Origin of the sequence: Bartonella rhinolophi (genome assembly GCF_036576165.1) — a bacterium.
Classification (GTDB): Bacteria; Pseudomonadota; Alphaproteobacteria; order Rhizobiales; family Rhizobiaceae; genus Bartonella.
In genome coordinates, this window is sequence record NZ_JBAFWY010000011.1 from 1 (window position 1) to 15,257 (window position 15,257).

Genomic DNA, 15,257 nt, shown 5'->3' on the forward strand with positions numbered 1-15,257 from the left:
GTATAGCTTAAAAATTATTATTTTATTACAAATTATAATAACTGAAATATTTTATTTTGATGGATTTTTAATTTATTATTAATTGTGCAAAAAATCACTATCCTTGAAAAGAATGGAAAATCAGTTATCTAATAAATTTTACGATTCTCAGTACGCAGAAATGCTAGAAAATTTCATTCTCTAACCTTATTTAATTATTCATAATAGTATAAATAATTAAAAAATGTAAATAAAATCAAAACATTAAGCAATATAAAAAGGAGAGTGGTACGCCCAAGGGGAATTGAACCCCTGTTTCCGCCGTGAAAGGGCGGCGTCCTAACCGCTAGACGATGGGCGCAAACCAGTGATGAGGCTTATAGAGAGTATCTTTTTACTTCGCAAGCCCTATATGTGATTTTTTTAAAAAAACATGTTTTATTGAACTAATTTGAATATCTTTATGTTATTTTTTACCTAGATTATTTTATTTTTTAGAATTTTGTATGAAAAAATATAAAATAATTATAACAGCTGACAGGAAGATTTAAATTAGTACAACGATAATTGGATGATGCTTTTTGAGGAATCGAATGAGATTTTTAGGAAGTATTTTATCCGTTATTGTTGGATATATGCGCGATGAAAATATTGTTTTACTTTCTCAAAGATCTTTCATGAAAGGGAATGGTCATCTATGATGAGGCAATAAAACCATAAGCTGTTATAGAGCAATTTACGAAATATAGAACGACAAACACTTGTAGATACGCTAAAAAATGATGTGAAGCGTGTAAAAGCTGCTTCTAAAGTACAAGCCAAAAATTCATTGAATTTAATTAAAATGCGAGAGGGCGCGTATCGTGAAGCTGAGAAAGCATTAAGGCATATTGAACAAAGTGGAAATTAATAGTCACTTTTTTATTCCATATTACTCATAAAAAAACTAGAAAAAGTTTTTAAATTTGTTGTTGTTTATGCTTGAAGCAATCACTTTTTGTTTTAAAAGTGTTACACAGATAGAGATTTTTGATATCATTGGTTTATCTCTGTAAGTCGTAATTGGTTGATATTTTTAGATGCAATAGACTTAAGTTGTCTGAAATATCCAAAAGCTATAAATGTTATCATTATTGTAGTTTTTGTCATATTTCACGGTTGTGTTGCCTATAATTCAAGTATTATGATTTACGTTTTTAATATGCAGTATAATCTAGGAAGGAAGTGAAAATCCTCTTAAATAGTGACAGTTTTGATGTTGTAACGGTTTAAGAAATGCATAAAAGCAGCACAATGTTTAGTGACTTGAGGCTATGCTAATAATAACTTCTAGCTTTTGAAGCTGCACTATGTATGTTGGTTTTTATTTTCAAAAAATATCGATATTTGTGTTTTTTAAAGTTTTTGATTGAGCAGTTGGATATTGTTTTGCTGGGGATTGGCTTTTTGTTTATAGGGGTGGGTAAGTGTCCATATGTGTTGATAAGCGTTCACATATATTATTTTGATAGGTATCATTTGTGCTGCGTTACGTGTAATTAAAATATTTTTAAGTGAAGGTTAAAAGATAGGCAGTTTAAGTAATGGCAGAAGCTTTGAAGGTTGGTATTGGAGGTCTGGGTACAGTTGGGACTGCAGTTATTCGGATTCTACGTGAAAAAGAAAATAATTTGGCTTGCCGGTGCGGACGACCAATCAAAGTTGTTGCTGTTAGCGCGCGTAATAAAGATCGTAATCGTGGAATTGATCTAAGTGATGTAAAATGGTTTGATTCGCCTGTAGAAATGGCAGCTTCTGATAAAATTGACGTTTTTGTTGAATTAATTGGTGGTGAATTAGATATTGTGCATGCAGCTGTTAAGAAGGCACTTGATGTGGGACACCACGTTGTTACTGCCAATAAGGCACTCCTTGCTCGACATGGAGGAGCACTTGCTGTCAGTGCAGAAAAAAGAGGCGTTTTCCTTAATTTTGAAGCTGCGGTTGCGGGTGGAATTCCTATTATCAAAGCGATGAGAGAATCACTTTCAGGTAACCATGTATCACGGATTTATGGCATTTTGAATGGAACATGCAATTATATATTAACACGCATGTTTACTGAAGGTCTTTCATTTAAAGATTGTTTAGCAGACGCGCAAAGGCTTGGTTATGCTGAAGCTGATCCAACTTTTGATATTGGAGGAAATGATACTGCTCATAAATTAGCTTTATTGACCAGTTTAGCGTTCGGAACTACCATTTCATTGGATGATGTTTATGTTGAAGGAATCAGCAATATTTCACAGATTGATATCCGTGCGGCTGATGAATTGGGTTATCGGATTAAACTTTTAGGGGTTGTGTTAAAAACCGATTCTGGAATTGAGCAACGTGTTCATCCAACAATGGTACCAACATCATCAATGATTGCGCAGATTCATGGTGTGACAAATGCTCTTTCTATTCAAAGTGATTTATTAGGTGAATTACTACTTTCTGGTCCTGGGGCTGGAGGAGTAGCAACAGCATCAGCAGTTATTGGCGATTTGGTTGATATAGCGAAAGCGCGTCCTCATTTTCAGTATGCGCCTGTTTTAGGGACACCAGCTTTGATGCTTGCTCCCTATAAAAAAGCGCGTATTGCTCATCATGCAGGTGGCTATTTTATTCGTTTGAGTGTTCATGATCGCGCTGGTGTTTTTGCAACAGTTGCAAAGCATATGGCTGATAATCATATTTCTTTAGAATCGATTGTACAAAGACCTTTTTTGGAAAGTCAAATTGTTGAAACAAAAACAATCATTTTAATAACGCATGAAACAACAGAAGTGAATATACAACAGGCGCTTGCAGCAATTGAAAAGGATGGTTATCTTGTTGCAAAGTCCCAATTTATTCGTATTGAACGTATGAGATAGCATAAAGTTGACGATTTATTATATCATGATAAGGAGAGAGCTGAGTGTTTTTTCTCTTGTGGAAAGCTTTCATCTTTGCAAAAATCTTTATTCTTAATGTTTTGCAATGAATGCTAATATCTGTACGCTCATATTTACTCGATAGGATTTTTCACATGCCCAAAATTCAGAAGACTTTAAATGGACTTGACCGTATCCTAACGCTTGAATTGGTACGCGTGACTGAACGCGCTGCTGTTGCAGCTGCACGCTGGCGTGGGCGTGGTGATGAAAAAGCTGCTGATCAAGCTGCTGTTGATGCAATGCGTCAGGAACTTAATCGTTTACCTATTGAGGGTACAGTGGTAATTGGCGAAGGTGAACGCGATGAAGCTCCAATGTTATATATCGGAGAGAAGGTCGGTTTTCAAAATGGGTTAGAAGTTGATATTGCGCTTGATCCCCTTGAAGGAACTACAATTTGTGCTAAAAACCTTTCCAATTCTTTGGCTGTGGTCGCAATTGCTGAGAAAGGTAATTTGCTTTATGCACCTGACGTTTATATGAAAAAAATTGCTATTGGCCCTGGTTATCCAAAGGGGGTGGTTGATATAGATGCTTGTCCTGCGGATAATGTTCATGCTCTTGCAAAGGCTAAGGGAGTCGCTGTTAATCAGATTGCCGTTTGCGTTATGGATCGTCCTCGTCATGCAAAACTGATTGACGAGGTGCGTACAACGGGTGCATCTATTCGTTTAATTGGTGATGGTGATGTTGCTGCTGTTATTGATACAACTGATCCAGATGAAACGGGCATTGATATCTATATGGGCATTGGTGGAGCACCAGAAGGTGTATTAGCTGCTGCAGCTTTACGGTGCATTGGTGGACAGATACAAGGACGTTTACAGCTCGATACAGAAGAAAAAATTGCACGTGCAGCCAAGATGGGGATCGATGATCCCAATAAGGCTTACACAATGGAAGAGATGGCAAAAGGTGATGTTTTGTTTTCTGCAACAGGTGTAACTGATGGAAATATGCTTTCTGGTGTCAAATTTACTTCTCGCTATATTCAAACGGAGACTATTGTGATGCGCTCACATACTGGTACAATTCGTAATATTAAAGCGCAGCATAGAGATCACTCCAAGTTTGATTGATGCCTTTCGCTTTTACTGTGAAAGATGAGAGAGGATCACTTTTTTGTGAAGTATGCTTCTACGAGAAAAGATCCTCTATGGGTTGTGTTTTTAAAATATTTTTTATCATTATGATAGTGGAACGGAGTGTACCCAACCATTTTTATCTTCTGTATTTCCTCTTTGGAGATTGACCAATTGTGTACGAAGCTGTTCTGTAACTGTGCCGACTATTTCATTGCCAATAACAAATTCTCCACCTTTATATTTGAAACGACCAATTGCTGTGATAACGGCAGCAGTACCGCAAGCAAAGGCTTCTTTTAGGTAGCCACTTTGTGCGTCTTCTTTGAGAGCTTCAAAAGAGTAAGGACGCTCTTCTATTGTTAAACCCATTTGTTGTGCTAGCTTCAAAATTGAATGACGCGTTATTCCTGAAAGAATAGTGCCATTAAGTGCAGGCGTTACAAGTGTGTTATTTTCCATAATAAAACAAACGTTCATACCACCTAATTCTTCAATCCACTTATGTTCTACCATATCGAGAAAGAGCACTTGGCTACAATTATTTTGTGTTGCGTTATTTTGTGCAAGCAGGCTTGCTGCATAGTTCCCTCCGCATTTGGCAGCACCTGTTCCACCTGGACCAGCGCGGCTATAGTCTGTTTCAAGCCATACACTGACAGACTTTTCTCCTTCTTTAAAATATGATTCAACTGGAGACGCTATGATGCAGAAGATATATTCTCGAGAAGGGTGGACTTTCAAAATGTTTTCATTGCCAAACATAAATGGGCGTATGTAAAGGCTGGCATTTGGATGATCAGAAACCCATTTTTGATCAATTTTGACTAACTGATTCACTGCGTCTAAAAAGATATCTTTTGGCAGTTCTGGCATAGCTAACCGTCGTGCCGATTCAGTAAAACGTTGTGCATTAGCATCAGGGCGAAATAACAGGATACGCCCATCTTTTGCGCGGTATGCTTTTAAACCTTCAAAAACTTCCTGTGCATAATGCAGAACGGTACTTGCTGGACTAATTTCTAAAGGTTTGTGTTGAGAAATGACAGCATTATGCCAACCTTTACCTTCAGTCCACTGGATGGTTCCCATATGATCTGTAAAAAATTGACCAAAACCAGGATTTTTTAAAATTTTTTCACGATTCTCATCTGATAGGGGAGAATTGTGTTGTTCTATTTTAAATGGAAGCGACGATGTAGGAATTCTCATCAGTAAAACCTTCTAGGGGAGATGCTGTATTTTTATGTATCTTTTATTTAAAAATACATAAAACACTTTCATTAAAACATTATGATTAGCAACCACTTTGAGTCAATATTTAATTACAGCACTCAAAGAAAAGACTATTTAAATGTATTTTTTGACTATATTTTTTATGTATATTTATCTTTTTCAAATAATTATTTGAATAATTTCATGTATAGTTGCCATTTCAATAATTGATGGTAAAAACTAAAAAAATAAATATTTATAATTAGAAAAATTTATCTAACTATAGAAAATATAAATAATAGTATAATTTGCTTAATAAATTTATTATTATTGTTATTATTAGATTATTTATGATTTTTTAAATTTTTTTTCAAAATATACATATAAATATAATTCTACAAAATAAATTCAAATGATAATAATTCAGAAAAAACGTTTCATCACAACATTTCTATTATTCTATATCTATAAAATTATGATGTCATTTTTAACTTATAAAAAAATCTTTTAGATAAAGTGGAAGAAATAAAACGCACATTAATAAGTAAAATTATTTCAAAATCATAAAAAAAATGATGCGATCTTAATCCTAAAGCTAATCACTGTTATCAAAATAAATAATGCAACGGTTGTTAAAACCCATTGCATTATTTTTTAACGTGTGACGAAACAATTTCCTCCAGAGCTTTTGATATCTTCACAAAGGTTTATAGCTTCATTACGGTTTTGAGTTTGGATACGAACACGATAGTAAGTACCTTTCCCTGGGATAAGAGCTGGATAAATATTTAAAGAACGGGTACCAATAAGAAATCCAAATTTAGCTTTTATACTGTTTAAGGAATCTTTAGCCAATGCAGATGTTGGTTGAGATGCTAGTTGTACGTAATAATTTTCTAAATCTTGTGTTTCTTCTTGGGTTGATGAAGTTGAATGAGAAGTGGCATGCGTTTCTGCGTTTAAATGAGGTTTCGCATACGAAGGAATTGGTACAGATGTAAATGGACTTTGCGTTTCTTTCTCAATGTTAGAGCTAGAAGTATCTTCTGCAATTACCTTATCAACATTCAAATCATGTTCTGCATCTTGATTATTTATATCAGATTCTTGTGAAAAAACAGAAGACTCCTCCTGGGGTTGATCTGTGGTAATTTCATCAATTGTTTCAAAATTATCATCAGCTTTTTTGTCTGTAAAGCGCATTGGAACAAGTACGGCTGTGCCATCTGGTTTTACAATAACAGTTTGTACTTCTTGCGTTGGAACAGTATGATTAATGGCCTCTGTAACTGCATCTTCAACATCAGATTCATTAGAAGAGGATGAAAAGCTTTCAGATTCTTGTTGATTTGATGATGTTAAATCATGAGGCGATTCAGAATCATCAATAAGAAACTGCTGCGTGTTTTCTTGTTGCTCATTTTGTTCATTTTCTTGCTTATAAATATTTAAATTATGAGCAACACTATTTTCAGTTTCCGTTGTTTCTTGCTTAAATTTAAAAGGCGTATTATCAGCATGGATAATGAGCGAACCATCATTTTTATGCGATGACGTAAAAAGACGAAAATAACCAAAAAAGCCAATTATTATCAAGACAAGGAAAACAACACTCTTGCTAAAAACTTTGTTAGCGATAAAAGTTTTTGAGGCAAAAATTTTTGACGCCTTGTCAGAAATTTTATCCGCATTTCTATATGGTGAATTTGGAGTGAAAGAGGAGGGATAATGCTCCATGTTGTCAGTGGGAAAATAATCTGCATTTTGTTCTTTGGCATTTATATCCGCTATATTTGCACTGGCTTCTAAATTTTGCGCAGTTTGGTGAAAGATTTCATTGAGAGCTTCATTTTGTTTTTGTGATGAAGAATGTTTTTCTGGAACATTTCCTATATTAAATACGTCAGAAAATTCTTCTTTCAGACCATCTGCAGGAACACCATATTCTGGAGCTTCATAAGGAACCTCTGGAACCATGATTGGTCCAGTTTTTTCTACGACATTTTCTGTAAATTTATAAGTATCAATAGCGGGAGGAGGATTATCATCTCTGTGGGGATGATTATGCGTGCGAGAAACATTTGTTTGTGAACTAGAGCTTTTTGGTGAGGTTTGTGTATCATTTAAGTTCTTTTGATTATACAGAACTTTTTTCTCATTGTTTTGATCAAAAATATTTTCGGGCGTGCTGATATATTGGGTTTGAGTGTTATTATGTTCAAAATTTTTTTTATTTTGTTTTAAAAATCGTTCTTCGTTAAACTGAAGATGGCTAGTTGTATGATTTTTTTGTGAAAAGTCTTTTGAATCAAATACATTGTCAACTTGTGCTGAACCAAAAGCAGATGAAAAGCTATCATGGAATTCACTTCTTGCAGTGTCACTTTTCTCTGGAGTAATGTCAGAATGTGAAAAAGCGGTATTTACCTCTATGGAGGGATTTAATACATTAGTATGCTGTTCTCGATCCCAGTTTTTTTTATCATCTGATACTTCATATGAATGATTTATGGGAGTGTTATAAGGATTCTGATTTTCATCATAATTTCGTTGTACGTTGGGAGTTTTTGATTGAGGTGCAGTTGTTTGTGAATAAAGCGCCGTTTGTTCGTGAGGTGCAACAGTGGGCGTGTCATTGTTTTGTAAATTAAATTCATCAAAAAAGAAATCTTCTGATTGTACATTAAAGTCACCTTTTTTAGAAAAAGGATCAACAGAGGGATTGCTTTTTCTATTCTGAGATAGCTGTTCCTTTTGAATGGGTAACGGCGAAAGTGCGTCTAAAATCTGCTCTTCATCATGACCGATAGGCGAAAAATGAGTTTCTTCGGACAAAAAGTTATTCTGTTCTGAATAATTAGGAACATTGGCTTTTGCAGAATTTGTTGAAGTTGTTTCTTTACTGGTTTTGTGTAAACCCCATTGCTCACCTTGCTCATCAAATGGCAAGCTATCAGTTAAGTTATTTTCAAATTCTTCTTCTAGAAAGGACAAATCAACTCCCTCATCATGGAATGGAGTTTCAGAGACTTGAGACCTTAATTGATCAGGCTGTAAAGAGGATGGAGAGTTCTGATTTTTATTTTGTCTGTTCGAATTAAAAATTTGTGTAAGCCTTTCTAAAGAATCATGTTGTGCATGATCCTGTTTTACTTCGTACGGATTTTTGCGATCGTTGTCGCTCATAACTTCTCTCACATGATTATTTGCATCTGAGTGCAATAAATGATTCACTTTAACTTATTATATACTACGAAAGAATATATGAAAAATTCTGTTAACAAAACACATATTATTATGTATTTTTAAATTATTATGTATTTTTAAAAATTTTTCAACGCATTTCTATTGGCGCTTCTACTCCAATAATTGTAAGTCCTGATGTTAAAATATTCATGATAACTTGTATCAATCCTAGTCTGGCAAATGATATCTCTTTATCATTAGGCTGAATAAAGCGTAAATTTGGAGCATCACTTCCTTTATTCCAATGTGCGTGAAAGTTTGAAGCGAGGTCATAGAGATAAAACGCCAATCGATGCGGTTCTCTATGAACTATGGACTGTTCAATAACTCTTGGGTATTCAGCAAGTTTACGTATTAATGATATTTCATTGTCATCTGTTAATCTATTAAGATGCGCAATCATTGTCTCATTTGAAAGATCTTCAATGAAAAGTATTTCTTTTGCTTGACGAAAAACTGAGTGACAGCGTGCATTGGCATATTGTACGTAAAAAATAGGATTATCTTTTGATTGTTCTGTCACTTTCGAAAAATCAAAATCAAGGGGTGCTTCACATTTACGATACAGCATCATAAAACGCACTGGATCACGGCCAACTTCTTCTACAACATCACGCAGAGTGATAAATGATCCCGCTCTTTTCGACATGCGTACAGGTTGACCATTACGAAAGAGTTTTACTAGTTGACATAGGAAAACACTCAATTTAGCTTTATCGCCAGAAACTGCTTTTGCCATCGCCTCTAGCCGCTTTACATAGCCGGCATGATCTGCGCCTAAAATATAAATCATTTCATCAAAATGACGATTAAATTTATCACGAAAATACGCAACATCAGCAGCGAAATAAGTGTAAGAACCATCAGATTTAACTAAAACGCGATCTTGATCATCTCCAACATCAGTTGAACGAAATAAGGTTTGTTCGCTTGCTTCCCAATCTTCTGCGTTTTGTCCTTTTGGTGGAGGTAGCTTACCTTTGTAAATGTAACCATTTAAAGTGAGGTCATTGATTGTGTCCTGTATAGCTTGTGCATTATTTTTATAAAGCGTTCGTTCAGAGAAAAAGATATCATGATGAATATTAAGGGCAGCTAAATCTTCGCGAATCATCGACATCATTGCGTTAATTGCACGCTCCTTTACTATAGATAAAGCTTCATCTTTATCCATAGTAAGTAATTGTTCACCGAATTCTTGAGCAAGTGACTGCCCTAATGGGATCAGATATTCACCAGGATACAATCCTTCTGGAATTTCATTAATTTTCTGTCCAAGAGCTTCACGATAGCGTAACAATACAGAATGGGCGAGTACTTCGATTTGTCTACCAGCATCATTGATATAATATTCTTTTGTAATGTTATAGCCAGCAAATTGTAGCAAATTGGAAAACACATCTCCAACAACGGCACCTCGACAATGTCCAACATGCATTGGACCTGTTGGGTTGGCTGAAACATACTCAACATTGATGCGTTTCCCTTCCCCCATGGGGATTCGACCGTATGACATGCCTGATTCAAGCATGGACTTTATTGTATTTTGCCAAAATGATTTTGTAAGTTTGATATTGATAAACCCAGGACCAGCAACCTCAATATGCTCAATAAAATGATCATTTTTAAGAGATTCTATAATTTTCTCGGCAAGCGCACGTGGATTAAATCCAACAGACTTTGCAAGCACCATAGCAGCGTTGGTTGATAAATCACCATGTAAAGAATCACGTGGAGGATCAACAGTGATTTTTGATAAATCTAAGCTCTTTCCATTTTTTTCTTTTATATCAGATAGTTCAAGTGATTTTTTAATTCTTTTCTCGAAATCTTTAAAGATATTCATATCTCATTTCCATAATATATTCAAAACCAATTAAACAAAATTATCTGTGTGGTCAAATAAATGGCGATGTTCACGTAGAGCGTAATGATCGGTCATGCCTGAAAGGAAATCAGCAATAAGACGTGCTAATTCTTGATCTGTTAAATGTATTGCTTTGATTTGCCAGCTTTTTGGCATGAGATCGGGGTTTTTATAATAACAGTCAAATAAGTTTTGTACAATGCATTTTGCTGCATTACGGCGATTAAGGACTTGATCATGATAATAAAGATTTTCAAATAGAAAGTTTTTTAGTTCTTTTTCATAAATAATCATTGTAGGTGAAAAGGTAACAATAGCTTGTTTTGCTTGATGGACATCGTTTGCGCTTGTTGGTTTGATATGCATTAAATTTTTTTGTGATTGTTTAATAACATCTTCAACCATGGTTGTTATTTGTCTACGCACCAGTTCATAGCCACGCTGAGTTTGGTCAAGCTGTGGATACTCTTGTTTTATATCTTTTAATAACGCTGCAGTCAGCGAAACTTGTTCAAATTGATCAATTGTTAAAAAGTGTGAACGTAAACCATCATCAATATCGTGAGCATTATAAGCAATATCATCAGCAATAGCGGCACATTGTGCTTCTAGTCCTGCAAAGCAGTCAAGTTCAAGATCCTGCTTTGCATTATACTGTAGAATATCAAGAGGGATGTCTTTTCCTTTAGCATAAGGACCTAAAAGGGGACCGTTATGTTTCACAAGCCCTTCGAGTGTTTCCCAAGTAAGATTAAGTCCATCAAAGTTTGGGTAACGCTGTTCCAGATTTGTAACAATGCGTAATGCTTGTGCATTGTGATCAAACCCCCCATAATTTGCCATTACTTCGTTTAGTGCATCTTCTCCTGCATGGCCAAAGGGTGTATGTCCAAAGTCATGAACGAGGGCAATGGCTTCGGCAAGATCTTCATCAAGATGCAGTGTACGGGCTAATGTCCGTGCGATTTGAGAAACCTCTATCGAATGTGTAAGTCGAGTACGATAATGATCGCTTTCATCAGCAATAAATACTTGAGTTTTATGTTTAAGACGGCGAAATGCGTTGGAATGAATAATACGATCTCTATCTCTTTGAAAAGGTGAGCGTATGGCACTTTCAGTTTCGTGGAATAATCTACCGCGGCTTGTCTTTGGGTTAGCACTGTATGTTGCTCGAGATGGGTAAGTGATATTGCTGATATCCATATTGCAAGCTATCCATTTTTACTTTAAATTCAAGTTTTTTTATTATTAATCACTTTGTATCTGTTTAGGATACCTTTTCTTGACAGTTTAATGCAAGGATGTATGAAAAATGAGCGTGAATATTTCAGATTTTGCTGCCAAGAGGATTGCACAAATACTTTTAAGTGAACCAGATAAGATAGGATTGCGTATTTCCGTTGAAGGTGGTGGGTGTTCAGGCTTTTCTTATAAATATGATTTAGTTTCCGAAAGTAAAGAAGATGATCTTGTTCTTAAAAAAGATGGGGCAATTGTATTTATCGATTCAATATCTCTTCCTTTTATGGAGGGAGCTCAAATTGATTTTGTTGATGATCTTATGGGACAGTCTTTTCAAATTCATAACCCTAATGCTGTCTCATCGTGCGGTTGCGGCGTAAGCTTTTCAATTTAGCGTGGTGATTTTGTAATATTGCTTCTTGAAAAGATTATCACTTTAGTCAACAATGCGCAAATGAGTATTCTTGCAAAAATATTGTATCGATCTTTGGGACTATACGTGGTGCTTATCTCATTGATGGGGGGTGGTTACGTATTTTCTGAAGATGGGAGAAGAGGGGGGATGCAACAAAAGCAGCCAACAAGTTTTATTGTAAAATCTCAAGATCGTGAAAAAGAAAATTTATACGCTCAAACTCAACTAATATTGCACGCTCGATTAACAAATGATAGTGAAAATATTATGAAAGGGCTTGTATGGCGGGTTTATGCACCAATCTTAGGGATTGATAATAAATTACCATTGGTTGCGACTGTTGAGGGTGGTAGCGCGCATTTTAATTTAGAACCGGGAAGTTATCTTGTTCATGTTTCATTTGGTCATGCAACTGCAATGCAGCGCATAAACTTGGAAAATGGGCAGCGTCTTGTCAAAAATTTTGATCTTAATGCAGGTGGTGTTATTTTGAATGCTACATTGCTTAATGGTAAAATCAACAAAAAGGAATTACGTTTCACGATATATGACGATGCGAGGGAAAATGATGATACTGGTGTGGTTTTATCAAATGTTAAACCACAGTCAATTATACGTTTAAAAGCCGGTCATTATCATGTTGCTTCTTATTATGGGTCCATTAATGCTGTTGTCCGCTCAGATATCCAAGTGGATGCAGGTAAAATTACTGAAGTAAGTCTTGAGCATCAAGCGTCTCAAATCGTCTTAAAATTAGTGCGTCAAGAAGGAGGAGAGGCATTAGCAGATACCAGTTGGTCTATCACCAATGATTTTGGTGATATTGTCTATGAAACTGTTGGTGCTTATGTTTCGCTTGTGTTAGCTGAAGGTGATTATATTGCAATTGCTAAAAATAAAGATAAAATTTACCAAAAAGTTTTTTCAGTTATTTCAGGTCATGATGAAGATATCAGTGTACTAGCGAATATACAAAATATGCAAGAGATTAATGAAGCAACAGATTAATGGTTAATTAATAGTTATTTGTAAGTAGAGTTTTTTATTGAATGTGGGGATATAAGTTTTGATTGTAGAAATTTCAACGGTTAGTGTATTTTTTGCTGGTGCATTATCTTTTTTGTCACCATGTGTTTTGCCGCTAGTTCCTCCTTATTTGTGTTATATGGCAGGGGTTGGAATTGATGATTTTCGCTCAGAAAAATATAATGGAAAATTGTCTATACGCTTAGCGCTTTTATTTTCTGTTATTGCTTTTGTACTTGGTTTTACAACTGTTTTTGTTGCTTTAGGTGCTAGTGCGAGCACAATTGGTGGATTTATCGGTTATTATCGTGATTGGTTTGCGGTGGCTGCTGGAATTGTCATTATTATTTTTGGATTAAATTTTTTGGGTCTTTTCAAAATTGCTTTTTTATTTCGTGACGTACGATTTCAAACGCGAAAAGCGCCTGCTGGACCTTTAGGGGCTTATGTTATTGGTTTAGCTTTTGCATTTGGTTGGACCCCATGTATTGGGCCAATTTTAGGGCCTATAATAACACTTGCTGGAACAAAAGAGACTGTGGGAGAAGGAGCTGTCCTTTTAGGAATTTATGCATTAGGTCTTGGAGTACCTTTCGTATTAGCAGCTTTATTTTCGAGCAGTTTTATGAAATTTTTAGGAGCTTTTCGTATTCATTTAGGAAAAGTTGAAAAAATTATTGGGATTTTTTTAGTTATTACAGGTATTTTGTTTTTAACAGGCTCTATGCAAAATTTCTCATTTTGGCTTTTGGAACATTATCCTTTATTGAGTAATATTGAAGTTATTCGTTGGAATGATATTGTGAATTTTTTTGGATTTTCTCGTTAGTTTTATGTGTTTTTATGGCTAGAAATTGTCTTTCTATTGTTCTTGCAGCAGGTGAGGGGACGCGCATGAGATCGTCTCTTCCTAAGGTACTTCATAAAATTGCTGGTTTGCCACTTATATGCCACGTTATAAGACAAATAGAATTGGCAGGCACTTCACAAGTGGCAGTTGTTGTAGGGTTTGGCGCTAAAGATGTCAGTGAAGTTGTGCAATCAACTGCAAAAAATATAATGATTTTTGAACAAAAGGAACGTTTAGGGACTGCTCATGCTGTTTTATCTGCTCGCTTAGCTTTGCAAAAAGGGGTAGATGATGTTCTCATTGTTTTCGGCGATACTCCTTTGATTGAGAAAGATTCATTGTTACAAATGCGTGCACAACTTGCTGCTGGAGCGGATATTGTGGTCGCTGGTTTTTATGCTCAAGATCCAACAGGATATGGACGCCTTATTGAAAAAAATGGTAAACTTATCGCAGTTATAGAAGAAAAAGATGCAAGCAATGAAGAAAAAAAGATCTGTTTTTGTAACGGTGGGATACTTGCTGTTAATGGAAAACACGCACTTTCACTTTTAGATAAGATTGGCAATAATAATTTAAAGCAGGAATATTACCTAACGGATATTGTTTCTATTGCATCACATGAAGGATTAGATGTTCGAGTTGTTGAGGTGCCTTTTGATAATATTGTAGGAGTTAATAATTGCCTTGAGCTTTCTGAAGCTGACTCTTTATGGCAAAAGCGTAAAGCACGCGATTTGATGTTATCTGGTGTTACAATCCTTAAACCAGAAAGTGTTTATTTTTCTTATGATACAGAGATTGAATCAGGGGTGATAATTGAACCAAATGTCTATTTTGGGCTGGGGGTAAAAGTATATTCTGGTGTAGTTGTCCATGCATTTAGCTATTTGGAAGGAGCTGTGATTGGTGCTGATGCGCAAATTGGACCGTATGCACGGTTACGTTCTGGAACAGAGTTAGAAAGGTCTGTAAAGATTGGGAATTTTTGTGAAGTCAAAAAAGCTAAAATAGGGGAATCCTCCAAGATTAACCATTTGAGTTATATTGGTGATGCAGAAATTGGTACACATACCAATATTGGAGCTGGCACTATTACTTGCAATTATGATGGATTTCATAAACATAAAATTATGATTGGTGATAATGCTTTTATCGGATCTAATTCAGCACTTGTCTCTCCATTGATTATAGGAAACGGTTCTTATATTGCTTCTGGTAGTATTATCACTGAAGATGTTCCCGTGAATAGTTTGGCTTTGGGACGTGCACGGCAAGTAATAAAAAAGGATCATGCGACAAAATTGCGCACACGTTTATCAGCGAATAAACAAAAAAAGTGATCGTTTTCAGTTCATGTCTTTACTTT

General features: G+C 35.4%; 10 protein-coding genes and 1 tRNA gene. 6 read left to right on the plus strand and 5 right to left on the minus strand.

Annotated elements, in window-relative coordinates; all coding sequences use genetic code 11:
- Positions 1-265 precede the first annotated feature (265 nt).
- Positions 266-340, minus strand: a tRNA-Glu gene (locus tag V5N67_RS06185).
- A gap of 1,222 nt (positions 341-1,562) precedes the next feature.
- Between V5N67_RS06185 and V5N67_RS06190 the strand changes: the two genes are divergently transcribed.
- Together V5N67_RS06190 and glpX are read left to right on the plus strand one after the other, a co-directional pair.
- Positions 1,563-2,879: a homoserine dehydrogenase gene (locus tag V5N67_RS06190; RefSeq protein ID WP_332061024.1), complete on the plus strand. Its 1,317-nt coding sequence runs from the start codon at positions 1,563-1,565 to the stop codon at positions 2,877-2,879.
- A 155-nt stretch (positions 2,880-3,034) separates the two neighbouring features.
- Complete coding sequence (glpX, locus tag V5N67_RS06195) at positions 3,035-4,021, plus strand: class II fructose-bisphosphatase (RefSeq protein WP_332061025.1); 987 nt, start codon at positions 3,035-3,037, stop codon at positions 4,019-4,021.
- 108 nt (positions 4,022-4,129) lie between these two features.
- On the opposite strand, the gene V5N67_RS06200 is transcribed toward glpX, so the two are convergent.
- From V5N67_RS06200 to V5N67_RS06215, 4 genes are all read right to left on the minus strand, one after another.
- Positions 4,130-5,236, minus strand: coding sequence for a branched-chain amino acid aminotransferase (locus tag V5N67_RS06200; protein WP_332061026.1), 1,107 nt, complete (start codon positions 5,234-5,236; stop codon positions 4,130-4,132).
- Positions 5,237-5,893: 657 nt separating this feature from the next.
- On the minus strand, positions 5,894-8,425 hold the full coding sequence (locus V5N67_RS06205; RefSeq protein ID WP_332061027.1) for an SPOR domain-containing protein: 2,532 nt from the start codon (positions 8,423-8,425) through the stop codon (positions 5,894-5,896).
- Between the two features lie 148 nt (positions 8,426-8,573).
- Positions 8,574-10,331 carry an arginine--tRNA ligase gene (gene argS / locus V5N67_RS06210; RefSeq protein WP_332061028.1) on the minus strand — a complete coding sequence of 586 codons (1,758 nt, stop codon included), beginning with the start codon at positions 10,329-10,331 and terminating at the stop codon, positions 8,574-8,576.
- Positions 10,332-10,361: 30 nt separating this feature from the next.
- Positions 10,362-11,558, minus strand: a complete 1,197-nt coding sequence (locus V5N67_RS06215; RefSeq protein WP_332061029.1) for a deoxyguanosinetriphosphate triphosphohydrolase — start codon at positions 11,556-11,558, stop codon at positions 10,362-10,364.
- A gap of 109 nt (positions 11,559-11,667) precedes the next feature.
- Here V5N67_RS06215 and V5N67_RS06220 point away from each other — a divergent pair, with 109 nt between their 5' ends.
- The 4 genes from V5N67_RS06220 to glmU are packed head-to-tail and all read left to right on the plus strand — an operon-like array spanning position 11,668 to position 15,231.
- Positions 11,668-11,991, plus strand: coding sequence for a HesB/IscA family protein (locus tag V5N67_RS06220; RefSeq protein WP_332061030.1), 324 nt, complete (start codon positions 11,668-11,670; stop codon positions 11,989-11,991).
- Between the two features lie 60 nt (positions 11,992-12,051).
- Positions 12,052-13,020 (plus strand): RgsD C-terminal domain-containing protein, encoded by a 969-nt coding sequence (locus tag V5N67_RS06225; RefSeq protein ID WP_332061044.1) that lies wholly within the window; start codon positions 12,052-12,054, stop codon positions 13,018-13,020.
- Between the two features lie 58 nt (positions 13,021-13,078).
- Positions 13,079-13,867 carry a cytochrome c biogenesis CcdA family protein gene (locus tag V5N67_RS06230; RefSeq protein ID WP_332061031.1) on the plus strand — a complete coding sequence of 263 codons (789 nt, stop codon included), beginning with the start codon at positions 13,079-13,081 and terminating at the stop codon, positions 13,865-13,867.
- 14 nt (positions 13,868-13,881) lie between these two features.
- Entirely contained in the window at positions 13,882-15,231 is a 1,350-nt protein-coding gene (glmU, locus tag V5N67_RS06235; protein WP_332061032.1) for a bifunctional UDP-N-acetylglucosamine diphosphorylase/glucosamine-1-phosphate N-acetyltransferase GlmU, read from the plus strand.
- Positions 15,232-15,257 lie beyond the last annotated feature (26 nt).

What these genes read in the sequence shown, in the direction of transcription:
- V5N67_RS06225 (WP_332061044.1), top strand. Translation starts at nt 12,052, where the DNA reads ATGAGTATTCTTGCAAAAATATTGTATCGATCTTTGGGACTATACGTG.
- V5N67_RS06205 (WP_332061027.1), bottom strand. Translation starts at nt 8,425, where the DNA reads ATGAGCGACAACGATCGCAAAAATCCGTACGAAGTAAAACAGGATCAT.
- V5N67_RS06215 (WP_332061029.1), bottom strand. Translation starts at nt 11,558, where the DNA reads ATGGATATCAGCAATATCACTTACCCATCTCGAGCAACATACAGTGCT.
- V5N67_RS06190 (WP_332061024.1), top strand. Translation starts at nt 1,563, where the DNA reads ATGGCAGAAGCTTTGAAGGTTGGTATTGGAGGTCTGGGTACAGTTGGG.
- glmU (WP_332061032.1), top strand. Translation starts at nt 13,882, where the DNA reads ATGGCTAGAAATTGTCTTTCTATTGTTCTTGCAGCAGGTGAGGGGACG.
- argS (WP_332061028.1), bottom strand. Translation starts at nt 10,331, where the DNA reads ATGAATATCTTTAAAGATTTCGAGAAAAGAATTAAAAAATCACTTGAA.
- glpX (WP_332061025.1), top strand. Translation starts at nt 3,035, where the DNA reads ATGCCCAAAATTCAGAAGACTTTAAATGGACTTGACCGTATCCTAACG.
- V5N67_RS06220 (WP_332061030.1), top strand. Translation starts at nt 11,668, where the DNA reads ATGAGCGTGAATATTTCAGATTTTGCTGCCAAGAGGATTGCACAAATA.
- V5N67_RS06200 (WP_332061026.1), bottom strand. Translation starts at nt 5,236, where the DNA reads ATGAGAATTCCTACATCGTCGCTTCCATTTAAAATAGAACAACACAAT.